The following is a 21,810-nucleotide window of genomic DNA, read 5'->3' on the forward strand; positions in this document are numbered from 1 at the left end:
CGGCCGACCGCCCCGAGACCCCCTACCTCACGGAGAGGAACATGACCATGAAGGAGTTCCTGGTCGAGCTCACCACCACCGTGCCCGAGGGCACCGACCCCGCCGAGGTCGGCCGACGCCGCGCGGACGAGTCCGCCCGGGCGAAGGAGCTCGCCTCCGCGGGCCACTTGGTCCGGCTGTGGCGCCCGGTGGGCGAGCTCCGCAGCATCGGTGTGTGGCGCGCCGACAGCGAGGCCGATCTGCGCGCGAAGGTGCTGGGCAGCCTGCCCCTGTGGCCCTGGATGGCCGCGGTGGTCACCGCCGTACAGCCGCATCCCAACGACCCGGGCCCGACCGGCTGAATCGCCTGGTCCAGGCTCCGCCGCCGTGCTCCCGCACACCGACCGGACTGGTGCCCACCGTGGTCGGCCGCGCGTTCCTGCGGGAGGCGGAGGCCGCGGTGAGCGCGGCGCGGCGGGCGAGGTCACATGCAGCACACGGGCAAGGGCCAGGCCGCCCAAGCCGGTTCCAACGATGCTGATGGTCATGGTTGCTTCCGATTCAGCGGCGGAGCCGGGGCGCGAGCACTGTGCGCACGGCCTTGGCCACCTTGCTCGCGGCGGATCCATCCGCTTCCTCGGGTTCCGGTTGCAGCACGCGCTGGATCTGCAGCAGTAGCTGGTTGGTCGACCGCCAGAGTGGGACGAACAGGCCGGCGACCGGCCCGACGCCATGGATCGGGCCACCGGACAGCTCGGTGACGTTCTTGGCGATCGTGACCGTTGCCGGGTCCCGCAGGATCAGGTGCACCTCGTCGTCGACCAGCCGGATTTCCATCCTGCGCGCGGCGGCTTCCTCCGGGTTCGCGTCCGTGGTCGTCTCCGGGTCCAGTTCGTCGATCTTGGCGGCGACCGCGTCCGGGTCGACTCCGAGTTCGCGCAGCACCCTGGCCGCCATGCTGTTCTCCGCCCGCAGCATCGCCTCTAGAAGGTGATGGCTGCCGACCGGTGCGCCACCGGCCAGCGCGCCGGCGGCGGACACGGTGTCCTCGGTGGCAGTCGTGCCGACCGGCCATGGGCCGGCGGCGACGTCCTGCGATCCCTCCACTGAGGCCAGCACCGCGGCACGGATCTTGCTGATCGGACTGATCCGCTCGGCAAGCGTCTTCGCGCCGACGCCCTCACCTTCCCTGACCAGAGCGAGCAGGATGTGTTCCGTACCGATGTAGGTGTGGTGCAGCTGCTGCGCCTCGCGCACGGCTGTCCGGCGCGTCGAGCAGCCCCAACAGGATGTGCTCCGTGCCGATGTGGTGGTGCTTGAGCAGCCTCGCCTCCTGGCCCGAACGGGCCGCAGCGCCTGGTCCAACTGGAAGCGGTGGTCGAGCGCGCCGCCGCGTCACCGCGCATTCAACCCCGGGCGGAACGGGAAGTCAGCCTGGAAGCTCAGGTCACCCTGCTACGGCACCGGGTTGACCAGCTTGAGCTGCGTCTGGCCGCGCTGGAGCGGAAGTAACCGGCGCGAACGGCACCGCGCCATCGGCCCGGGACAGCGCCAGCGCCAGCGCCAGCGGGCGAATTGTCTTTGGCGGAGAGGAACTTGATGCGTATTGAGGCATCCATCCCGTTGCGTTGAGAAGCGTTTCGTGGCTTGTTCCACAGGCCGTTACGGTCGGATTTATGGAGTGGAATTTTCAGACGGCCGAAAGACTCGCGGCCGCTTTGCGTGCCGGTGAAGTGACCTCGGCGGAATTGACCGACCAGGCCATCGCCCGTATCGAGCGGGACGACAAGGCGATCAACGCGATCTGTGTGCCGGACTTCGACCGTGCGCGGGCCGCCGCGCGCGGTGCCGACCAGGCGCGCGCCCGCGGTGAGGACCGGCCGCTGCTCGGCATTCCGGTGACGGTCAAGGAGTCCTACAACATCGCCGGGCTGCCCACGAACTGGGGCATGCCGCAACACCGCGACTTCATGCCGGCCGAGGACGCGGTGCAGGTGTCGCGGCTCAAGGCCGCGGGCGCGGTGGTGCTCGGTAAGACCAATGTGCCCGTGGGGCTGCAAGATGTGCAGAGCTTCAACGAGATTTACGGCACCACCAATAACCCATGGGATCACGGTCGTACGCCGGGTGGATCCTCCGGCGGATCGGCGGCTGCTCTGGCGTCCGGATTCGGCGCGCTGTCCATCGGCTCCGACATCGCCGGTTCATTGCGCGCCCCCGCGCATTTCTGCGGTGTCTACGCACACAAGCCGACACTCGGGCTGGCGGCGAGCCGCGGTATGGTCCCGCCGCCCGCGCCGGCCTTGCCGGCCGACCCCGATCTCGCCGTCGTCGGCCCGATGGCGCGCACTGCCCGCGACCTCATGCTCCTGCTCGACGTCATGGCAGGACCGGACCCGCTCACGCTCGGTGTGGCGTACGACGTGACGCTGCCGCCCGCGCGCCACGAGCGGCTCGGCGACTTCCGGGTCCTGGTCCTCGACGAGCATCCGCTCATTCCGACCGGGTCCGCTGTACGGGCGGGCGTGAACCGGGTGGCCGACGCGCTTGTCGAGGCCGGTGCCCGCGTCGAACGGCACAGTCCGCTGCTGCCCGATCTGACCGAAGCCGCGATGCTCTACACGCAGTTGCTGTTTTCGAGCCAGATCGCGCGTTTCCCCGTCGAGGCGTACGAGCAGTTGCGGACCAGCGCCGCCGCGCTGAGCGCGGACGACCAGAGTCTCGATGCGGCGCGGCTGCGCGCCATGGTGTTCAGCCACCACGACTGGATCGGGGCGAACAGCCGTCGCGAGCTCCACCGCCACGGCTGGCGGCAGCTCTTCGCCGAGTTCGACGCCGTGGTGTGTCCCATCACGCCCACTCCCGCGTTCCCGCACGACCACAACCCCGATCCGAGGGAACGCCGGCTCGACATCGACGGCGTCGAGTACCCGTACTTCGACCAGCTCGTCTGGGCCGGTGTGGCCACCATGCCCGGCCTGCCCGCCACCGCCATACCAGCGGGCCGGTCCCCCGAGGGTCTGCCGGTGGGAGTGCAGCTCATCGGCCCGATGTTCGAGGACCGCACCCCGCTGCGGCTGGCCGAACTGCTCGAGCAGAAGATCGGCGGCTTCCAGCCGCCGAAGTAGCGCGTCCTACCGGTGTCCGCGACTCCGGCCCAGGTCAACCTGTTTGAGGTAGCCGGATCACGGCTATGTGATCCGGCTGCCCCGCACACATGTGACCGAGCTTTTCAGTGGGCCACCCGTAGGTGCCGTCGTTCGGCCAGTTCCTCCGGGCCGACCACGGTCAGAACCGGGGTACCGGGCGGCGCGAACATGGTCACCACAAGCTGCGACCGCGCGTCCGTAAGGTTGTTGGCGCCCTGGTAGTGGATCACGTCTCCCCCGGGCTCGAACAGGGCGTCACCAGCCTTGAGCACCCGGGGCGCCTCCCCCTCCAGCTCGAAGAGGATCTCGCCCTCGGTCACGATGCCGTACAGCGGTCCGGGGTGCCGGTGCGGCGGCGCGCCAGGGTCACCGGGCGGCAGGGTGACCCGGACGGTCCTGGCCTCGGCGCCGGCCGGGATGCGGGCCGCCGCCTCCGGCAGGGTCATGATCACCTCAACGCCTGGTGGCAGGTGTGCGTGCTCAGCACTCATGTGTTCCTCCAAACAGGGTCTGTCCATAGAAAGGACAAGATGGCCTCCCTGTTTATGACGGCCCTGCCTCCGTTGTTCGAGAAGTCCGACGAAGGAGGAGGCGACAAGGGCGACAGCGCGGTCGTCGTCGTGGGTCAGTTGGCGCAGGATCTCCCGCACGGCGGCCCCCGGCAGCTCGACCAGCGCCTGGGCCAGGCGTATCCGTGTCGCGGAGTCCGCGGTGGGGGCGGCGAGTTCGTCGGCCAGTGCGGTCATGATCCGGTCCGCACACTCGGGGTCCTGGGACAGCGTTCCCAGGACTTCTGCCGCGTCGACGTCGTTGGAGCCCTCGACCACCATGCCGACGAGGGTCGGCACGGCCGCGGTCACGCCACGCCTGCCCGACGCCAGAGCGGCCTGTCTGCGCACCGTCGGGTCCGGGTCGCCGAGCGCGTCCGCAAGCGCCGCGGTCGCGCCCGGGGCCTCGGACATCTCGGCGATCGCCAGCACCGCGCGCCGCCGGATGTCGACGTCCTCCGAGTGCACACCGGCGGCCAGCGTCGCCACGCCATCGCCGCCCGATCGGGCGAGGGCCCAGCGCAGGGCGCCCGCGACATTGGGGTCGGATTCGGCCAGGACCGCCCCGGCCAGCAGTTCGGCGGGAACCGACACGTCCCCCCGCCGAGCCAGGACGGCCTGCTGCCTGCGCGCGGCGCTGGTCGAGTTGAGCCCCTGCATGAGTTCGACGATGCGCAGGACGTCCTGCCAGCCGGTGGGCGCCGACGCATCGATCGCGCGGAGCCGCTCGAGCAGCTCCGCTTCCCGCGCCAAGCGGTCTTCCGTCCATTGGATGAGGTCGCTGACCAGGGCGGACGGGGTGAAGGCCGGGTCGTCCAGCGCGCGCCCGATCTGCTTGAGCGAGAGCCCGAGGGACCGCAGGCTCTCCACGTGGAAGATCCTGCGGACGTCCTCGGCGGAGTACTCGCGGTAGCCGCCGACGGTGCGACCGGTCGGGCACACCAGCCCGAGGGCGTCGTAGTGCCGGAGCATCCGGGCGCTCACCCCCGAGTGACGGGCCACCTCGCCGATCAGCAATCCGCGATCTCCGCACTCTTCGCGGACGCCGCGGTGTCGGCAGCCTCCGCGGTCTCGGCGACTCCCGACGCAGCCGCAACCTCTGCGGCAGCGGCTCTTTCGGGGCCGAGTGTGGCGACTCGCTTCGCCTCGTCGATCGCCGCGTCGAAGCCGGTCTCCGGGTTCTGCCGGAGCAGCTCGGTGGCGCGGGCGTGCGTGGCCACCGCCGGGTCCTCGTTCGCCGCGGCCCGCTCCAGGGCACGCTCGGTCACATCGCCGAGGTCGACCAGGGCCCGGCTCAGGCTCAGCCGCATATCGCGGTCGCCGCGGCCGAGCTGCGTGACCAGTTCGTCGGCCAGGTCCTCCTTCTCGTCCTCGGGTACGAGGACGACCGCGACGCGCCACGCGGTCCGCGCGATCTCGTCGTCGGCGTCGCGCAGCAGGTCGCGGGTGATCCAGGCCCATGCGCCCTGGTCGCCGATCTTGGAGAGCGTGTGCAACGCCTGGCTGCGGGCCTGAGCGCGCTCAGCGTCGAGTTCCCGGCGGATCCGAGGCAGGGTGATCTCGGGCGAGAGGCGGGTCAGCGCCCAGGACAGCATGTCCCGTACGAAGAAGTCCGGCTCGACCGCGCACCGCTCGACGAGCGGCTCCAGGAAGCCGGGGTCGGGGTTCGAGCCGACGGCCAGGGCCGCCTGAAGCCGGACCGACGAGTCCTCGGCGCTCAGGGCGTTGGCCACTCGGGTGTTCTGCGGGGTTCCGATTGTGGTGTTGATCGGGGCCACCTCCTGCACCCAGGGCACACGTTATCACCGTGTCAAGGTCAAGCCCGTGACCGGCGGATCGGAAGATCCGCTGGTCACGGGCCGGAACCGGTGCGTCGGGTGGAACAGCGCTCAGTCGCGCGACGCGGATGCGGAGGACCGGTTCGCGGAGCCGTTGATCACGAACTGCGAGCCGGGCTCCTTCATCACATCGCCCTCGGCCGAGTTGGTGATCGTCACGTTCGTCAGCGTGGCGCTGCCGCGCGCACCGCTCATCGCGAGGATCCCGGATCCGTTGTTGGACTTGTCGATGGTGACGTTCTCGATCCGGACGCCGGGCATCGTGCCGCCGCCCGTCTTGAACTGGATGCCGTCGTAGGTGGAGTCGTGGATGTCGGTGTCGCGGATCGTGACCCCCGGGATGTCCTGCCCCTGGGCGAACAGGGTGATCGCGCCGAACTCCTGCGCCTCGCCCCAGAACGCGCCGCCCGTGCGGTACAGACCGTTGTTGGCGATGAGCGTCTGGCCCGAGAAGGGCAGCGGGTCGTGGTCGGTGGCCAGCATGATCCCCGGGTAGTTCATGGTGTCGGAGATCAGGTTGTTCTCGATCGTGTTGCCGTAGCCGCCGTAGACCGCGATGCCGTTGGCCCGCCAGGGCAGTTGGATCGTGTTGTTGCGGAAGTGGTTGTCGTGGCCGATGTCCGTCGAGGTGTCCTTCACGTACTTGTTGGCCCAGACGGCGAGTGAGTCGTCGCCGGTGTTGCGGAAGGAGGAGTTGTAGACGGTCGAATTGCGGGTGCCGTTGGTGAAGTTGACACCGTCGGCGTAGGTGTTGCGGATCCGTACGCCGCTGAATTCGAGGCCGTCACCGGGCCCCCACAGCTCGGGGATGTTGGAGTAGTCGCGGCCGACCCAGGCGCCGACGTTGGCGTGCTCGAGCCACACGTTGGTGATCTTGGTGTTCTTGCCGAAGCGGCCGTTGAGCCCGACACCGCCCTCGGCGCCGCCGTCGCCGCCGCGGATGGTGCCGGAGCCGAAGATGGCGATGTCGGAGATCTTGGTGTTGTCGTCGATGTCGAAGCCGAAGTTGCCCTCATGGGGGTGGTTGATCCCGCCCGCTTCCTGGGGCGGGATGAGCGAGTAGAGCTGGGAGTGCCACATCCCGGCACCGCGGATGGTGACATCCCGGATGCCCATCTGGTTGTACTGGCCGTGGTCCTGCGGGTCGTCGGTCAGGATCTTCTTCTCCTGGCGCCACTGGCCCGCGGGAATCCACACGCAGGGGATCTGGCCCTCCTGGTCCGCCGTGACGGCGCGCTGGATGGCGTCCGCGTCGTCGATGCCGTCGTTGGGCACGGCCCCGTAGTCGGTGATGGAGACGCAGTCGGCGGGCTTGGTGGCCGGTGCCGCCACCTGCTCCAGATCGACCAGGTCGATGATGTAGAAGGCCGCGTCGTCACCGGCATCCCGCTGGAGCCGGAACTTGGTACCCACCGGGTAGGAGTCGGTGAGCAGGGCGTGGGACTCGTCGAACAGTCGCCGGGCGTCGCCGCCGGGCCGATTGGTCAGGCCCTCCGGGTCGTCGGTCGTGCCGTAGAGCCAGCTGTGCTTGGAGGACAGGGTGAGTTTGCGGACGAACTTCCCGTCCGCGTAGAGGCTGATGGTCGCCTCCTTGCCGCCACCGGCTGCCGCGTCCGGGATGGAGTTGCGGACGACGATCGAGTTGGACGGGGTGGTGGAGGTGAACTCCACGTACTGACCGGTGGTGTCGAGCCGGACCGATTCGCGCCCGGAGGACTCGGTGGCGAAGTTGGTGTGCCCGAAGGTGCGCTTGGCGTCCGTCTTCAGCAGGGTCCCGTCGTACCGGCCGTCCTCCGCCTCGTACTCGGTGTACGGCACGGCGGCGCCGCGTCCGACCACGAGGGAGCGGGCGAGGGTGTTGTTGTCCTCGTTGGTCTCGGCGACGGTGCCGGTGGCGTCGGCCGTCGCGGTGAGCGTCGCTCCCCCGTTGGTGGCGGTCCAGTCGCCGCTGATGGCCACGGTGGCCGTGCCACCGGCCGGGACGGTGCCCGCCGTGCCGTTCAGCGTGGTCTCGCCGACGGTGAGCCGGGTGACCGATCCGGCGGGCACCGCGCTCGTACCCCTGTTGTGCACCGCGACGGTGAAGGTGACCTTGGCGCCGACGGCCGGGCTGGCGGGGTTGGTGGTGATGCCGGTGACCTCCAGGTCCGGTCCGGGGGCCTGGCCGACGACCAGCTTCGAGGCGGCGTTGCGGCTGTTGTTGGTGTTGTCGAGCTCAGGGACCGTGTCGGTCGGATCGACGACGGCGGAGACGGTGTAGCTGCCCATGGCCCGCTTGCCGACCTTGACCGGCACCTTCAGCGACGCGCCCGGCGCGAGCGCGTCGACCGCGCCACTGCCGGCGACCGTGCCCTCGAGGCTGACGTTCACCGTGGTCGCGGGCGCGGCGACCGTCCCGGCATTGCGGACCGTCGCCTCGACGGTGACCGCGTCCGTCTCGGAGGGCGACTCGGGCGACCAGGAGAGATCGGTGACGGTCAGGTCGGGGGCGGGCGCGGCCGAGCCGACGACCTCGAACTCGGCGACCTGTCCCCCGCCGGCGCCGGTGTTGCCGGAGAACTGCAGGCGTACGTCCGCGTACCGGCCCGTGACCGGGATGGTCACCGTGTTCTTGTTCTGCGACGGGTTGAAGGTGTAATCGGCCCGGTCCTTCAGCGAGGTGAAACCGGACTCCCCGGCCGGCCGTCCCAGCACCTGGATGCTCTGCGACCGGGTGTTCCAGACCGGATCGGGGTTGAGCCTGACGACGACGCCGGTCAGATCGGCGTCGGCGCCGAGCTTCGCGGTCAGCGTCGAGGACTGGCCGCTCGCCTCCCAGTAGGTGGCGGTGCTGCCGTCGTTGGCGTTGCTCGCGATGTAGTTCTGGGTGGTCGACGACGCCTCGATCGGCTTGCGCAGGGCCAGGTTGGTGCCCGTGGGCGGGTCCTCGGGGTTCTCCCCGCCGGCCTCCCCGCGCACCTCCACCTCGGAGAGCTGGGCGGCGTTCCAGCCCGTGTTGCCGGTCACCTGTACGCGCACGTACCGCGCCTCGGCCGTGACGTCGAGCGCCACGGCGTTGCCGGACGACGGCGAGAAGTCCTTGCGCGCGTCGGCGGCCACGGTGGTGAAGTTCTGGCCGTCGGCGCTGCCCTGGACTCTCACGCCCTCGGTGCGGGACTCCCACGACGCGGGGAGCTTCAGCACCACCTCGTCGATGTCCGCCTTGTTCCCGAGGTCGACCTGCACCCACTGCGGGAACGAGCCCGCGGGGCCTTCCCAGTAGGTGGACTGGCTGCCGTCGGTGACATTGCTCGCCGGGTAGGAGCCGTGTGCCCCGCCGGCCGTCACCGGCCTGCCCAGCGCCAGGTTCGCTCCCTCCGCGGCATGGGCTGTCACGGCCAGCAGCCCGACCGTGAGCAGACCCGCCGTCACAAGCCCGGCGGCTAACCGCCGACCGTGATGTCTTCTTCTCATGAGGCCCTCTCGATCCCTTCCCCTGAGCGCTCGCAACCGGCCCCGCCACCCGCCGCCCACAGACGCGCAGGATTTCTCGGGGCAGGGAGCACGCAGGCATAAGGGAGCGGTGCGCCTGGTGGACGATGACGGTGTTCAGCGGGCCCAGACGATGTCGCGGTGAAGAAGCCGAGCCAGCCGCAGTGCAAGAGTTGAGTAATTTCGTCTATCTTTTGCAGTGCCTTGACGACAGATTTCTACTGCCCATCGACTTTGTCAACGGCCTGGTACGGGGCAGTACTTGGGCACCGAGTGCCTCAGTCGGCCGCCATCGCCGTGAGCGCCGCCTCCCCGGAGGCGGCGCGGCTACTCCTGCCACGTCCCGTCGCGCATGATGGCTCTCCCGCGTAGTTCCGGCTCGCCGCGCCAGGCGAGCACCGTCTTCGGCACCACGCGGACGTAGAGAAAGGGCCCCTCCTCCGCGCGAGGGTCCCACCCGAACTTGGCGGTGAATGCCTCGGCCGCGTCTGCGGGGACCTCCTGATCCGGGAAGCACTCCGCCTCCCCTTGGAGCAGCACCACATCGAAGGTGTCCGGCAGTGCCAGGCGCACGCGCGGCTCCTCGCGGACGTTCCGCGCCGTCACCGAAGTGGCGCCGGTGCACATCCAAACGGCCTGCCCATCCCACAAGAACCACAGCGGCACCTGGTGCGGTCCGCGCTCAGGATGCCCCGTCGACACCCATACATCCCGCTCGGCGACGAGCCGGTCCAGAGTGTCGCGCCTTCGCTCCGCCGCCTGGCGACGAACGATTCCCGTGGGATGCGTGGGGTGCATGGGGTGCATGGGAGCCGACCCTAGCCAGCGGGCTCACAGCGCGCATGAGGCGCGGGACCTACTACCAGCGACCGGTGGACCGGAACTCAACTCGCCGCTCTCCGAACCCCGGTGTGCCGTGTCATGAGGTCGGTTGCGCCTCCGCGACCACCGCGGGCGGCCTCCGGGACGGCGAGGAAGTCGGCCACGCCACATCGTCGATCGCGAGCCACGGCGCGACGGCCACGGCCGTGGGCGTGAGCCCCGTGAACGCCTTGACCTCGCGGTGGAGGTGCGACTGGTCGACGTAGCCGCTCTCGGTGGCAACGTCGGCGACGGCGTGACCCGCCGCGAGAAGGTGGGCCGCGTGGTCGAACCGCACCAAAGGAGGAGCGGCTGCGGCAGGAGGGCGTCGAGACTCGGGCCGCTGCTGATCAGCGCGAGCGATCTCACCAGGTCAGGGCGGTGTTCGGCAAGCGCGGTGGCGACGTAGCCGCCGCTCGAGTGCCCGGCCACGGCCACGGCCACGGAACGGAGGCCGAGGCCGTCGGGCAGCGCCGCCACCTGACCCGCCTGCGCGGGCACGTCATAGGACGCCGTGGGCGGGGACTGGCCGCAGCCCGGAAGGTCGACCCGAATGACGTGATGGTGGCGGGCGAGCGCCGGAAACCACCGGGCCCCAGAAGCCGCCCGAGGCCCCCGATCCGTGGATGAGCAACAGTGGCGGTGCCTGCCGAGGGCCGTCGTGGACCACATGCATCCCGTGCGAGAGCTCAACGCCGTGTTCGCTCATGCGGGGATGGTGCAGGGGCCGCCGACCGTCGGTCTTGTACATATGTCGTCGTAGCGGTGACGATGCCGAGTTGCCGGCTCCGGCAAAGGCCGGCACGAAGCCGCGGGCGGCCCGGCACCGGACGGGTCAGTTCTCCGTTCCCGCGGCCCGGAGCACGGTGTCGCCGGACTTGCCGTAGCTCGGTGGACCGGCAGTCCCGCGACCAGAATGAGCGAGCGGAGGGCCGGTGGTAGGTGCGGGCGGGTGGGGCGCCACCGCCGCCGTGCCCCTCCCCCGGGCGTGGCCGTCGGCGCGGGCACGGTCCGGCTCAGCCGGTGCCACACCCACGCCAGCAGGGCCAGATGCAGCCCATAGGGAGTGGTCAGCGTGCCGGGTGCGTACTGGGCGAGCAAGCCCGAGGCCACCGGCCCCGCGGCGGTGCCCGCCGCGAAGGCCGGGCTCGCGAGCAGCGGTCCGGCGATGCGGGCGGTGGGGCCGCGGTGCCGGGTGATGAGCGCCTGGGCGGCTCCGGTCGCGGCGCCCAGGGCCAGCGCGTGGCCGACCCGGCCGGTGGAGAGCCAGACCGGATCGTCGGCCAGCAGGAAGCAGCATGAGCCGACCGCGGCGAGCAGCACGCTCAGCCGCAGCACCGGCCGGTGGCAGACGGTCGTCGTAGCCGAAGGGACGCTGGTAATCGGGGTAGAGCGGGCTGGGGAGACAGGCGCCCGCCAGTCGGGACCATCACCAGGAGTACGGCGGTTCGTACCGCCCGTTCCGAGACCGTCTGCCGCTCCATCACGTCAGTCAGTGTGCGGCCGGAGGGAGGCGAGGAAAATCAGACGATTCTCGGCGTCACCGTGCAAAATATTTTCGTGATTGACTCCCGGCTCCGGATCCTCCAGATGGTCGCCGAGCACGGCTCGGTGACCGCCGCGGCACGGGTGCTGCATTACACCCCCTCCGCTGTCTCCTACCAGTTGCGCCGGCTCGCCGACGAGGTCGGAACGGACCTGGTGGTGCAGCAAGGCCGCGGCATCCGCCTGACGAACGCGGCCCGCATCCTGCTGCGCCACGCGGAGCGCCTTCAGGAACAGTGGGAACTCGCCCGAGCCGAGCTGGCCGCCACCGGTACCGAGCCCACGGGACAGGTCACCCTGTGCGGGTTCTCCACCGCCGCCAGCCGTCTGCTGCCTCCCGCCGCGGCCGACCTGCGCGACGCCCATCCCCATCTCACGGTGCGGATCATCGAGGCCGAACCCGACCGCTGCTTCGACCTGCTGCTCTCGGAAGAAGCCGACCTCGCGCTGCTCGTCGTCACCGCCGATTCACCACCCATGACCGACCGGCGCTTCGACCAGCGGCCGCTGCTGGACGACCCGCTGGACCTGGTCGTCCCCCGGGACCACCCGCTGACCCGGCAGCGGCGGGTCACCCTGGCCGACGCCGCGCGCGAACCGTGGATCGTGGGCAACCCGGGCACGACCTACCACCAGCTGGTGCTCGCCGCCTGCATGAGCGCGGGCTTCACACCCCACATCGCGCACCACGCGGACGAGTGGGGCACCGGAACCGCCTTGGTGGCCCACGGCTTCGGCGTCATCCTCGTACCGCGCCTGGCGCAACTGAGCGAGGAATCGCTGGTGGCGCGTCTCCCGCTGCACGGCGAACCGGCCCCGGCCCGCCGCATCATGGCCGTCACCCGCCGCGGAGCCGGCGAGATCCCCGTCCTCACCCACGCCGCGCGGACCATCACCGCGGCCGCCACGCGGTTGCTGCCCATGCACTGACTTCCCCACCCGGGAAGGAGAAGGAATCACGCCGGTGCCCGCCGCGGCCGGGGCGAGGGTGAACTTTTTTGGATATCCGCGTGACGTAATCCGTCACGCCGCGCCTCGTCCGTTCATGCACGCCAGATCTGCGGGTGTTACGCCTTCGTGATGTGCATGGCGCCGGATCGCCCGGCTGTGACCAGGAGCGATGCAGGATTCCATCATTGACGAGTGGAAAAGCGCTCATTAGCGTCCGCCCCATGACCCACCAAGCACTCGCGGACACCATCGATGACCTGGACCGTTGCGTGATCGCGGCGCTCCAGCTCAACGGTCGTGCCCCGTGGTGCGCGGTGGCCCGCTGGGTGGGTACCAGCGAGACGACCGCCCAGCGGCGCTACAAGGCCCTGCGCGAGCGGGGAGTGCTGCGGGTCGTCGGCACGCTGGAGCTGGACCGCACCCGGGAGGGCTCGTCCATGCTCGTCCGGGTGCAGGCCAGGCCCGGTCGCGGACTGGACCTCGCGGATCAGCTCGCCGTCAGCCCGGACGTGCGCTTCCTGGCCGTCGTCACCGGCGCCGCCGATCTCATCGTCGATTTCGTTGCCCGTGACAACGAGGAGATGATGCGGATGCTCTTCACCGACCTGCCCGGGGCCGACCTGATCACCAGCACCGAGGCGGTCGCCGTCATCCGTGCGTTCACCTCCGCGTCGATGTGGGACACCGGGCTGCTGCCCGCCGAGGCGGCCGCGGACCTGCGGCCCGCTTCTCTCGCGTCCTCCTGCGACCGCGACGACTGGGACGGGGCGCCAAAAGCGCTGACCGGTCTGGAGCAGGAGGTCGTGGCGGCTCTCAAGGAGGACGGCCGGGCCCAGGTCAGCGCCCTGTCCCGGCGCCTGGGCCACACCGAGGCAGGTATCGCACGGGCCATGGACCGGCTCATCTCCCGCGGCATCCTGCAGTTCCGGACTCTGGTCGAACCGGCCCTGCTCGGGTACGACGCGGAGTTCATGGTGTGGCTGTCGATCGAGCCCGACCGGCTCGAAGCCGCGGGGCGGCAGCTCGCCCGCCATCCGGGGACCAAGTTCCTGGGCGCGGCGACCGGGCGTTTCAACCTCGTCGGACACATGGTTCTGCCCCGTCGCACCGATCTGCTCCGCTACACCAGTGAGGTCATCGGGGCGCTGCCCGGGCTGATCGCCTCCGACGTGACGTTGCACCTCGCCACCCTGAAGTACTCCTGGCACCGGATGGTCCGCACCGTCTGAACCCCCGGCCGGCTGTCGGGCACACCGCCCGGTCGCGGCCCGGCCATACCCTCATCCGCCCTCATCCGCACTCTTCCGCCCCGACCCTTGTGGAGATCACCATGCCCACAGACGACCTCGGCCTGCCCTCGGAGAGCTGGCGCTGGCCCGAGCACACCTGGCGCGGCCACGTCGACGCGGTCCGCGCCGGGCGGCGGCTGGTCCCGGACCGCTGGCCCGGCGGTGCCCGCGTCGCGGTCGCCCTCTCCTTCGACGCCGACCACGAGACGATCCCGCTGCGCGACGGCGGGACCAGCCCCGGCCTGCTCGCCCAAGGCGAGTACGGAGCCCGCGCCGGCGCCCCGCGGATCCTGGACCTCCTCGCCCGCTACGGCGTCCCCGCGACCTTCTTCATGCCGGCCGTCTCCGCCCTCGTCCACCCCGAGGAGGCCCGCGCCTACACCCGTGACGGGCACGAACTGGCCGTCCACGGCTGGATCCACGAGCGCAACATGCTGCTGGGCCGGGACGACGAGCGGGACCTCACGGCGCGTGCCCTGGACACCCTCACCACGCTGACCGGCCGGCGCCCGGTCGGCATCCGCACCCCGTCCTGGGACTTCTCGGACTCGACCCTCGACATCATGCTCGAGCTGGGCTTCGCCTACGACTCCTCGCTCATGGCCGACGACGAGCCGTACGAGATCGTCGCCGACGGCCGGCCCACCGGCCTGGTGGAGATCCCCGTCGACTGGATCCGGGACGACGCCCCGTACTTCACGATGGACCGCTACGGCTCCGCCCGCCCGCACAGCCGTCCCCGCGACGTACGGGAGATCTGGACCGACGAGTTCGACGCCGCCTACCGGGACGGCGGGGTCTTCCAGCTCACCCTGCACCCGCATGTCATCGGTCACCGCTCGCGTCTGGTGGCGCTGCGGGAGCTTCTCGACCACATCGCCGCTCACCCCGGCGTCTGGTACGCCACGCACGCCGAGCTCGCCGACACGGCCCGCGACGTGCCGCACGGCCGGACCACAGCCGGCTCCGCCGCCGACACTCCGGAGCACACACCATGAACACCGGATCCGCCACGCCCACCGGCCCTCTGCGCCAGGACGGCGCCGTCCCCGCCACGTCCCGGCTCAGCGGCGCCCAGCGCAAGGCCATCGTCGCCGGGACCATCGGCAACACCGTCGAATGGGTCGACTGGGCCCTGTACTCCATCTTCGCCAAGATCATCGCCGATGAGTTCTTCCCGAAGAGCGACGGCGCGGTGGCCCTGCTGTCCACGCTCGCCGTCTTCGCCGTCGGGTTCGTGATGCGCCCGGTCGGTGCCGCCGTCCTCGGCGCCTACGCCGACCGCCACGGGCGCAAGAAGGGCATGACTCTCACGGTCGGCCTGATGGCCGCCGCCGGCTTCGTCATCGCGATCACCCCTTCCTACGAGACCATCGGCATCGCCTCGCCGCTGCTCCTGCTGGTCGCCCGGCTGGTGCAGGGCTTCTCCGCCGGTGGCGAGTTCGGCTCGTCCTCCGCGTTCCTCGTCGAGTCGGCGGCCCGTGGCAGGCGCGCGTTCGCCGGGTCCTGGCAGCAGGTGTCGGTCGCCGGCGGTGTGCTCGTCGCCTCCCTCCTGGGCACACTCGCCACTTCGGCACTGAGCGAGGACGCCCTGCACTCCTGGGGCTGGCGTGTGGCGTTCATCCTCGGTGGCCTGCTCGGACTGGTCGGCCTGTGGCTGCGGGTCTCGGTGGCGGACACCGACTCCTTCGCCCAGGTGCAGGGCTCCGGCCGCGCCCGCACCAATCCCGTCAAGGCCATGTTCGTGGAGCACCCCGGGGCCGCCCTGCGCGTCGCCGGTATCACGGTGGCGGGCACCCTCACCTACTACATCTGGGTCAACTACCTTCCCACGTACGCGAATCTGACCACCGGCATCCCGCTGAAGACCGCGCTGCTGTCCCAGACGCTGTGTCTGGTCGTCTTCGTCGTCGCGTTGCCGTTCGTGGGCGTGGTCTCGGACCGGCTGGGGCGCAAGCCGACCATGGCGGGGTTCGCGGGCGGCTTCGTCGTCCTGGCCTGGCCCCTGCTGCACCTGCTGAGCAACAGTTTCCTCAGCCTCTTCCTGGTCCAGCTCGTCGGCATGCTGCTGATCCTCGGCTACTCCGCCAACTGCGCCGTCATCATGGCCGAGCAGTTCCCACCGGAGGTGCGCGCCACCGGCATCGCCCTGCCGTACGCCCTGGCCGTCGCGCTCTTCGGCGGCACCGCGCCCTATCTGACGACGTGGATGCACGAGAGCGGCCACAGCGACCTGCTGTGGATCTACGTATCGGCGGCCTCACTGATCTCCCTCGTGGTCTACCTCACGATGCCGGAGACCAAGGACAAGGAGTTCAGCTGATGACCCACGTCCTCGTCACCGGCGCCGCGGGCGGCATCGGCGGGGCGATCGCCGAGGAGTTCGCCGCCCAGGGCGCGTTCCTCACCCTCGTCGACCGCGATCTCGCCGCGCTCCAGCGGACCGGGGCACGGGGCGGAACCCGTACCGCGCCACGGGCCGCGGACCTGACCGACCCCGACGCGCCCACTGCCGTCGTCGAGGCGGCCTGGGCGGAGCACGGCCCCATCGACATCCTCGTCAACGCGGCGGGCGTCTACCCCTCCCTCGACATGGCCGACGTGGACGCGTCGGCCTGGGACCGGCTGTTCGCCGTCAACCTGCGCGCCCCGGTCCTGGCCACCGCCGCCTTCGCCCGGCTCGCCATCCGCCATGGGCGGCCGGGCGCGGTCGTCAACCTCTCCTCCGGCTCCGCGCTGCGCGCCCGCCCCGGCGGAGGCCCGTACGCGAGCTCGAAGGCCGCCCTGGAGATGGCCACCCGCGCCGCCGCGCTGGAACTGGGCACGCACGGCATCCGCGTCAACGCGGTCAGCCCCGGTTTCATCCCGGTGGACAGCGACTGCAACCCCGTCTCCGCCCAGTACGCCGAGGCCATCGGCACCAACCCACTGGGCCGCCCGGGAACGCCACAGGACATCGCCCGGGCGGTGTCCTGGCTCACCGGCCCCGACGCCTCCTGGATCACCGGCGAGGTGTTGCGAGTGGACGGGGGATCCAGCACGGGCGCCCTGCACCTGCCCCGGATCTGGCAGCCCGACGACACCCGCGCCACCCCGGCCGCCCCGGTGCCGACGACCGCGACCGCCGCGACCACGACCACCGCGACCACCGCGACCACGACCACGACCACGGAAGAAGGACGAACAACCCGATGAACGACGCCCAGCCGGTCAGGCCCGGATACACCGTCGTCGGCGCGGGAGCGATCGGCGGCACCCTCGCCTTCGCCCTCGCCCGGGCCGGCCACCCGGTCACCGTCGTGGACACCGACCGCGCCCACGTGGACGCCATCCGCACCCGCGGACTCGTCGTCGCCCGCGGCGGCACCCGCGAGAGCGTGCCGGTCACCGCCACGACCCCGGAGGAGTTCACCGGTACCCTCACTCGCGTACTGCTGGCCGTGAAGGCACAGGCCACCGGCACCGCGCTGGACTGGATCGCGCCCCGCCTGGCCCCGGACGGCTACGTCGTCTCCCTGCAGAACGGCTTCAACGAGTCCCTGATCGCCGAGCGTCTGGGGGCCGCCCGCACTGTCGCGGCCTTCGTGAACATCTTCGCCGACGTCATCGAACCGGGCGTCGTCCTGGACGGCGGCGCCGGAGCCCTCGTCATCGGCGAGCCCGACGGCGCGCCGGTCAGCCCGAGGGTCCGGGACCTAGTGGCCCACCTGCAGAGCTGGGGCCCGGCCGTGGCCAGCGACAACGTCGAGGGATACCTGTGGGCCAAGGCCGGGTTCGGCGCCATGCTCGCCGCCACCGCCCTCGCGGACGCCCCCATGGCCGACCTCATCGACCGGCACCGCCCCGCCATGGCCGCGCTCACCGGCGAGATCTTCGCCGTATCCGACCGCCTCGGCATCACTCTGGAAGCGTTCGACGCCTTCGAGCCGCACCCCTTCCGGCAAGGGACGGACCCAGCCGCGCAAAACGCCGCCTTCGACCGTCTCACCGCATGGCTGCGCACCCAGACGAAGGACCGCAGCGGTATCTGGCGCGACCTCGCGGTGCGCCACCGGCCCGTGGAAGCCCCCACGCACTACACCGAGGTCTTCCACCACGCGGCGTGCGAAGGTCTGCCCACCACCCTGCTGCACACGGTCGTGACCGGCCTGCGCCAACTGGAAGGTGCCGCGCAGGACATGTCGGAGTCACGGCTGGACGGACTGGACCACCTCGCTCAGGCCCCCGCACCCTCGCTCCCGCTCGGCTCGGAACAGGCCGAAGCGGTGCGGCAGTGGCTCGACGCCCACCGGGAGGACATGGTCGCCGACCTCGCCGCCTACACCTCCCAGGGCAGCGCCAGCGACGACCTGGACGCCCTGGACGACTGCCTCGGCTGGCTGCGCGACTGGCTCGACCGGCGCCTCGGCGCACCGGACGCCGAGGAGACCTTCGCGCGCGAGGAGGCCGGAGACATCCTCGTCCGCCGCTACGCCGCCCGGGACACCACCGCCCAGGACCACCGCCCCGTCCTTCTCCTCGGGCACTACGACACCGTCTGGCCGACCGGCACCCTCGACACCTGGCCCTTCCGGCGGGACGGCGACCACATCAGCGGCCCCGGCGTCTTCGACATGAAGGCCGGCCTCGTCCAGGCCGTGTGGGCACTGCGCGCCCTGGACTCCCTCGATCTGCCCCGCCCGGCCTGCACCTTGATGCTCAACGGCGACGAGGAGACCGGCAGTCTCGCCTCCCGTGACGCCATCGTCGACGAGGCACGGGAGAGCCGGCTCGCCATGGTCTTCGAGGCCGCCGCCGACGGCGCGATCAAGACAGCCCGCAAGGGCGTCGGACTCTTCACCGTCACGGTCACCGGCGTCGAGGCCCATGCCGGTCTGGACCCCACCGCCGGAGCCAGCGCCGTGGACGAACTCGCCCACCAGATCCTGCGTCTGACGGACCTGCGCGCCCCGGACGCGGGCACCTCGCTGAACGTGGGCGTGGTGGAGGGAGGCACCCGCAGCAACGTCACGGCGGGGCACGCCGTCGGCCGCATCGACGTCCGCGTCGCCACCGCCGCCGAACAAAAGCGCCTCGGAGACGCCCTCGCCGCGGTGCGTCCCGTCGACCCACGAACCCGCGTGGAGGTCACCGGAGGCTGGAACCGCCCGGTGTTCGAACGCACGGAAGGCGTCGCGGCACTCGCCGAGCTGGCACGCCGGTGCGCCGCACTGCTCGGACACGACCTGCCCGAGGCGTCGGTCGGCGGAGCCAGCGACGGCAACTTCGTCGTGGCCCAGGGCACACCGGTCCTGGACGGTATCGGCGCGGTGGGCTCGGGCGCACACGCCCGCTCGGAGAACACCTCGGTGCCGGGCATGGTCACGCGTGCGGCGCTGGCCGCCACCGTGCTGGCGGCGCTGGCAAGGGAATGAACCCCCTGCCCCGCGCGACCCGGCAGGACTTCAACCGCGTGCCTTACAATTCCCCGGCCACTGGCGAAAAATGAGCGGTCGTACGCATGGGCCGCAGGGGCGAGGAGGAATCGCGATGGCAACGGGGGGATGGGGTCTGCCGAACGGCCCCGGGCAGGGAGGCAATCAATGGGGGCCGCCGCCGGCACCCGGTCCGCACGGGCCGCCGCCGACACCGGATCCGTACGGACCACCACCGGCGCCGGATCCGTACGGGCCGCCGCCACCGAACCCCTACGGGCCCCCGCCCCCGCCGCCCGGGCCCTACCGGCCCGCGCCCAGGGGTCGGCGCGGGTACCGGCGGGTGCCCTTCCTCTTCTTGATCGTCCCCTTGGCCCGCTCGGTGCACCGGGCCGCGCGGCGACTGTTCGACCAGGACGGCGGCGGGCGCGTGCACGACCCCGTGGTCAACCGCGTCCAGATCACCCGCACGGCGATCGGCGTCCTCGCGACGATCGCGCTCTACTACGTGTACGGGTCGGACGACGGCCTGGAGGGCAAGGCCAACGAGAGCGTCGCCCAAGTCATCCTGACCCCGGTCCTGCTGATCATCGCCGGACCGGTGGTGATCGCCCTCTTCATCCGCTACGCGCCCGCGGAGCGGCGGCGGATGCTGCGCTCCCGGCTCGGCGTCCCGTTCAAGACCGTCGGCTGGTACGTCCTGACCGTGGCCGTCCTCGCCGGCTCGATATACCTGATCTTGGGCACCACGCTGCTGCACGGGCTGCACGGGGTATGGCTGTTCGTGGCCGCCGTCCCGGCGCTCTGGTTCGTGGTGTGGCTGCTGCCGTTCTTCTTCCTGGCCTCGGCCTACGTCGCGCGCTCCGCCTTCAACACCGCCTATGTGCACGCCGCGCTGCCGGCCGTGATCACCATGGTGATCGTCTGGGTGACCGCCGTCTTCAACGTGACCGGGAGCGGTATGCCGAGCGGGCCGCTGTGGGTCCAGTTCTGCTCCCTGTTCGGCGGTCCGCTCTCGGTGACCGGGCTCTCCCTGTGGGAGCTGCGCCGACTGCGTACGCGCCACGGCGTGACCATACGCGGCTGAGGCACCCCGCCATGTCCGGGGATCGCGGCGGTCGTACCGTGGGCCACCAGGCGCTCCGCCGCGTTGCTCGGGAATCGACGGCGGACGTGGGTGGTGGCGGCCTGTTCCGTACCCTGGCGGCATGCGTATGCGCCCCACTTTGAGCTGGACCCCCGTCGAGGACCTGCCGCCGGGCACCACGGACCTGGCGCCGGTCGCCGACACGCTGAGCACCGGCGGGGTGCTGGTGCTCAGCGGGGCGGGCATCTCCACGGAGTCGGGCATCCCCGACTACCGGGGCGAGGGCGGGAGTCTGAGCCGGCATACCCCGATGACCTACCAGGACTTCACCGGCGGCGCCCGGGCCCGGCGCCGGTACTGGGCCCGCAGCCACCTCGGCTGGCGCACCTTCGGCCGCGCCCGTCCCAACCCCGGGCACCGGGCCGTGGCCGCTTTCGCGCGGCACGGCCTGCTCTCGGGTGTGATCACCCAGAACGTCGACGGCCTGCACCAGGCCGCCGGCAGCGAGGACGTCGTGGAACTCCACGGAAGCCTGGACCGGGTCGTCTGCCTTGACTGCGGCGCCATCAGCCCGCGCAGCGAGCTGGCCCGGCGGCTGGAGGAGGCCAATGTGGGCTTCGCGCCGGTGGCCGCCGGAATCAACCCGGACGGTGACGCCGACCTCACGGACGAGCAGGTCGGGGACTTCCGCGTGGTGCCCTGTACGGTCTGCGGCGGCATCCTCAAACCGGACGTGGTGTTCTTCGGCGAAGCCGTTCCGCCGCGGCGGGTCGAGCACTGCCGCGAGCTGGTCCGTGAAGCCACCTCACTGCTGGTCCTGGGCTCCTCACTGACGGTGATGTCCGGGCTCCGGTTCGTCCGTCAGGCGGCCAAGGCCGGGAAGCCGGTGCTGATCGTCAACCTGGCCCCGACCCGGGGCGACCAGCACGCCGTCACCCGGGTCGCCCTCCCGCTGGGAACGGCCCTCACCGCCGTGGCCGACCGACTGGGCGTCCCAGGACCGGCACAGACCTGACGCGGATCCGGCGCGACGCGGCGCTGGGCGGTCACCTATCGGGGCCTGCTGGTCGGATGCGGGGCCCGCTGGTCGGATGTCGGCGGCTTCGGGTTGTGCTCGGGCAGCAGGAGTACGCCGGTGGCGAGCTCGATCCGGCTGGTGACCGCCGCCGCGAAAGTCAGGGCGAGCAGCGGGTCCAGCCAGTCCGCGTCCGCGGGCACGGCGAGCCGGCCGTCCGCGGAGTAGGGGTAGCGAGAGGCGGGCGCGTCCACGAGCACCACGTGCTCGCCGCACCAGAGCCTCGCGAAGCCGTGCGTCTCGGCGGCTGTGGCCACCGCACGGATCACCTCGGGACGGGCACCGTCACCGATACCGAGCGCGTGCAACCCCACTCGCATGCTCCACCTCCGGGCGTCACCTCAAGCACGCGGCGCGGACGCACCCGGGTGACGTGGCACGCGGCGCCCGCGCGCGGCGGGGCATGTCATCCGGACGGGCGAAGGCCTTCCTCGATGCCCTCCGGGGAAAGCCTTGAGCGTCTACGGGGGGTAACCCCAGCCACTGCCCTGAGGGCAGCGCATCGGCATGTCAGGGGGACGGCCGGATGGGCCGATCCCCTCTCCGCTGGTGGGATGGCCACCAAACCACCGGCTCCGGGGGCGAAACAGCCGCGGGCCACAG

The 21,810-nt window shown here is 71.2% G+C and carries 18 protein-coding genes and 4 pseudogenes; 11 read left to right on the top strand and 11 right to left on the bottom strand.

All coding sequences use genetic code 11. The annotated features are described in order from the left end of the window. The first annotated feature begins 47 nt into the window (after nt 1–47). Together CGL27_RS08135 and CGL27_RS51615 are read left to right on the top strand one after the other, a co-directional pair. Nucleotides 48–341, top strand: a complete 294-nt coding sequence (locus CGL27_RS08135) for a muconolactone Delta-isomerase family protein (RefSeq protein WP_119994291.1) — start codon at nt 48–50, stop codon at nt 339–341. 29 nt (nt 342–370) lie between these two features. Beyond that, a pseudogene (locus tag CGL27_RS51615) lies at nt 371–466 on the top strand (LysR family transcriptional regulator); the annotation flags it as partial. Between the two features lie 74 nt (nt 467–540). On the opposite strand, the gene CGL27_RS08145 reads toward CGL27_RS51615, so the two are convergent. Both CGL27_RS08145 and CGL27_RS51620 read right to left on the bottom strand, forming a co-directional pair. Then, a complete protein-coding gene (locus CGL27_RS08145; RefSeq protein ID WP_240450391.1) occupies nt 541–1,236 on the bottom strand; it encodes a Clp protease N-terminal domain-containing protein in 696 nt (231 codons plus the stop codon). Next, the gene (locus CGL27_RS51620) at nt 1,160–1,378 is read right to left on the bottom strand and encodes a Clp protease N-terminal domain-containing protein (protein ID WP_240450392.1); all 219 of its coding nucleotides are present in this window, start codon (nt 1,376–1,378) and stop codon (nt 1,160–1,162) included. The genes CGL27_RS08145 and CGL27_RS51620 overlap by 77 nt, the downstream gene beginning before the upstream one ends. A 277-nt stretch (nt 1,379–1,655) precedes the next feature. Here CGL27_RS51620 and CGL27_RS08155 point away from each other — a divergent pair, with 277 nt between their 5' ends. Beyond that, nucleotides 1,656–3,107, top strand: a complete 1,452-nt coding sequence (locus CGL27_RS08155; protein WP_078645050.1) for an amidase — start codon at nt 1,656–1,658, stop codon at nt 3,105–3,107. A 104-nt stretch (nt 3,108–3,211) separates the two neighbouring features. Here CGL27_RS08155 and CGL27_RS50840 read toward each other — a convergent pair whose 3' ends face one another. The 8 genes and pseudogenes from CGL27_RS50840 to CGL27_RS08190 all read right to left on the bottom strand — a co-directional run bounded on the left by CGL27_RS50840 (nt 3,212) and on the right by CGL27_RS08190 (nt 11,184). Then, on the bottom strand, nt 3,212–3,646 hold the full coding sequence (locus CGL27_RS50840; RefSeq protein WP_346345781.1) for a cupin domain-containing protein: 435 nt from the start codon (nt 3,644–3,646) through the stop codon (nt 3,212–3,214). Nucleotides 3,647–3,688: 42 nt separating this feature from the next. Next, a pseudogene (locus CGL27_RS08160) lies at nt 3,689–4,693 on the bottom strand (MerR family transcriptional regulator); the annotation flags it as partial. Then, nucleotides 4,687–5,463: a hypothetical protein gene (locus CGL27_RS08165; protein WP_078647784.1), complete on the bottom strand. Its 777-nt coding sequence runs from the start codon at nt 5,461–5,463 to the stop codon at nt 4,687–4,689. The pseudogene CGL27_RS08160 and the gene CGL27_RS08165, both read right to left, overlap by 7 nt. A gap of 102 nt (nt 5,464–5,565) precedes the next feature. Beyond that, nucleotides 5,566–8,967 carry a CARDB domain-containing protein gene (locus tag CGL27_RS08170; protein ID WP_119985615.1) on the bottom strand — a complete coding sequence of 1,134 codons (3,402 nt, stop codon included), beginning with the start codon at nt 8,965–8,967 and terminating at the stop codon, nt 5,566–5,568. 345 nt (nt 8,968–9,312) lie between these two features. After that, nucleotides 9,313–9,783, bottom strand: coding sequence for a pyridoxamine 5'-phosphate oxidase family protein (locus tag CGL27_RS08175; protein ID WP_078647783.1), 471 nt, complete (start codon nt 9,781–9,783; stop codon nt 9,313–9,315). A gap of 121 nt (nt 9,784–9,904) precedes the next feature. Beyond that, nucleotides 9,905–10,147, bottom strand: a pseudogene (locus CGL27_RS08180) (helix-turn-helix domain-containing protein); the annotation flags it as partial. After that, nucleotides 10,147–10,555: pseudogene (locus CGL27_RS08185) on the bottom strand (alpha/beta fold hydrolase); the annotation flags it as partial. The pseudogenes CGL27_RS08180 and CGL27_RS08185, both read right to left, overlap by 1 nt. Then, nucleotides 10,552–11,184 carry a hypothetical protein gene (locus tag CGL27_RS08190; RefSeq protein WP_240450393.1) on the bottom strand — a complete coding sequence of 211 codons (633 nt, stop codon included), beginning with the start codon at nt 11,182–11,184 and terminating at the stop codon, nt 10,552–10,554. The pseudogene CGL27_RS08185 and the gene CGL27_RS08190, both read right to left, overlap by 4 nt. A 222-nt stretch (nt 11,185–11,406) precedes the next feature. Here CGL27_RS08190 and CGL27_RS08195 point away from each other — a divergent pair, with 222 nt between their 5' ends. The 8 genes from CGL27_RS08195 to CGL27_RS08230 all read left to right on the top strand — a co-directional run bounded on the left by CGL27_RS08195 (nt 11,407) and on the right by CGL27_RS08230 (nt 21,147). Then, nucleotides 11,407–12,321, top strand: coding sequence for a LysR family transcriptional regulator (locus CGL27_RS08195; RefSeq protein ID WP_078645045.1), 915 nt, complete (start codon nt 11,407–11,409; stop codon nt 12,319–12,321). A gap of 242 nt (nt 12,322–12,563) precedes the next feature. Beyond that, nucleotides 12,564–13,571, top strand: a complete 1,008-nt coding sequence (locus CGL27_RS08200; RefSeq protein WP_119985617.1) for an Lrp/AsnC family transcriptional regulator — start codon at nt 12,564–12,566, stop codon at nt 13,569–13,571. Nucleotides 13,572–13,672: 101 nt separating this feature from the next. After that, nucleotides 13,673–14,629 (top strand): polysaccharide deacetylase, encoded by a 957-nt coding sequence (locus CGL27_RS08205; protein ID WP_119985618.1) that lies wholly within the window; start codon nt 13,673–13,675, stop codon nt 14,627–14,629. After that, on the top strand, nt 14,626–15,954 hold the full coding sequence (locus CGL27_RS08210) for an MFS transporter (protein WP_119985620.1): 1,329 nt from the start codon (nt 14,626–14,628) through the stop codon (nt 15,952–15,954). Before CGL27_RS08205 ends, CGL27_RS08210 begins: the two co-directional genes overlap by 4 nt. After that, nucleotides 15,954–16,826 carry an SDR family oxidoreductase gene (locus CGL27_RS08215; protein ID WP_119985622.1) on the top strand — a complete coding sequence of 291 codons (873 nt, stop codon included), beginning with the start codon at nt 15,954–15,956 and terminating at the stop codon, nt 16,824–16,826. The genes CGL27_RS08210 and CGL27_RS08215 overlap by 1 nt, the downstream gene beginning before the upstream one ends. Next, the gene (locus tag CGL27_RS08220; RefSeq protein ID WP_119985623.1) at nt 16,823–19,045 is read left to right on the top strand and encodes a M20/M25/M40 family metallo-hydrolase; all 2,223 of its coding nucleotides are present in this window, start codon (nt 16,823–16,825) and stop codon (nt 19,043–19,045) included. The genes CGL27_RS08215 and CGL27_RS08220 overlap by 4 nt, the downstream gene beginning before the upstream one ends. Nucleotides 19,046–19,403: 358 nt before the next feature. Continuing rightward, nucleotides 19,404–20,132: a hypothetical protein gene (locus tag CGL27_RS08225; RefSeq protein ID WP_240450394.1), complete on the top strand. Its 729-nt coding sequence runs from the start codon at nt 19,404–19,406 to the stop codon at nt 20,130–20,132. A gap of 121 nt (nt 20,133–20,253) precedes the next feature. Further along, a complete protein-coding gene (locus tag CGL27_RS08230) occupies nt 20,254–21,147 on the top strand; it encodes an NAD-dependent protein deacetylase (protein ID WP_119985626.1) in 894 nt (297 codons plus the stop codon). Nucleotides 21,148–21,182: 35 nt separating this feature from the next. On the opposite strand, the gene CGL27_RS08235 is transcribed toward CGL27_RS08230, so the two are convergent. Then, nucleotides 21,183–21,527, bottom strand: coding sequence for an LLM class flavin-dependent oxidoreductase (locus tag CGL27_RS08235; protein ID WP_240450395.1), 345 nt, complete (start codon nt 21,525–21,527; stop codon nt 21,183–21,185). Between the last annotated feature and the right edge of the window lie 283 nt (nt 21,528–21,810).

The sequence above is a fragment of the Streptomyces sp. 11-1-2 genome (assembly GCF_003595545.1).
Classification (GTDB): domain Bacteria; phylum Actinomycetota; class Actinomycetes; order Streptomycetales; family Streptomycetaceae; genus Streptomyces; species Streptomyces hygroscopicus_B.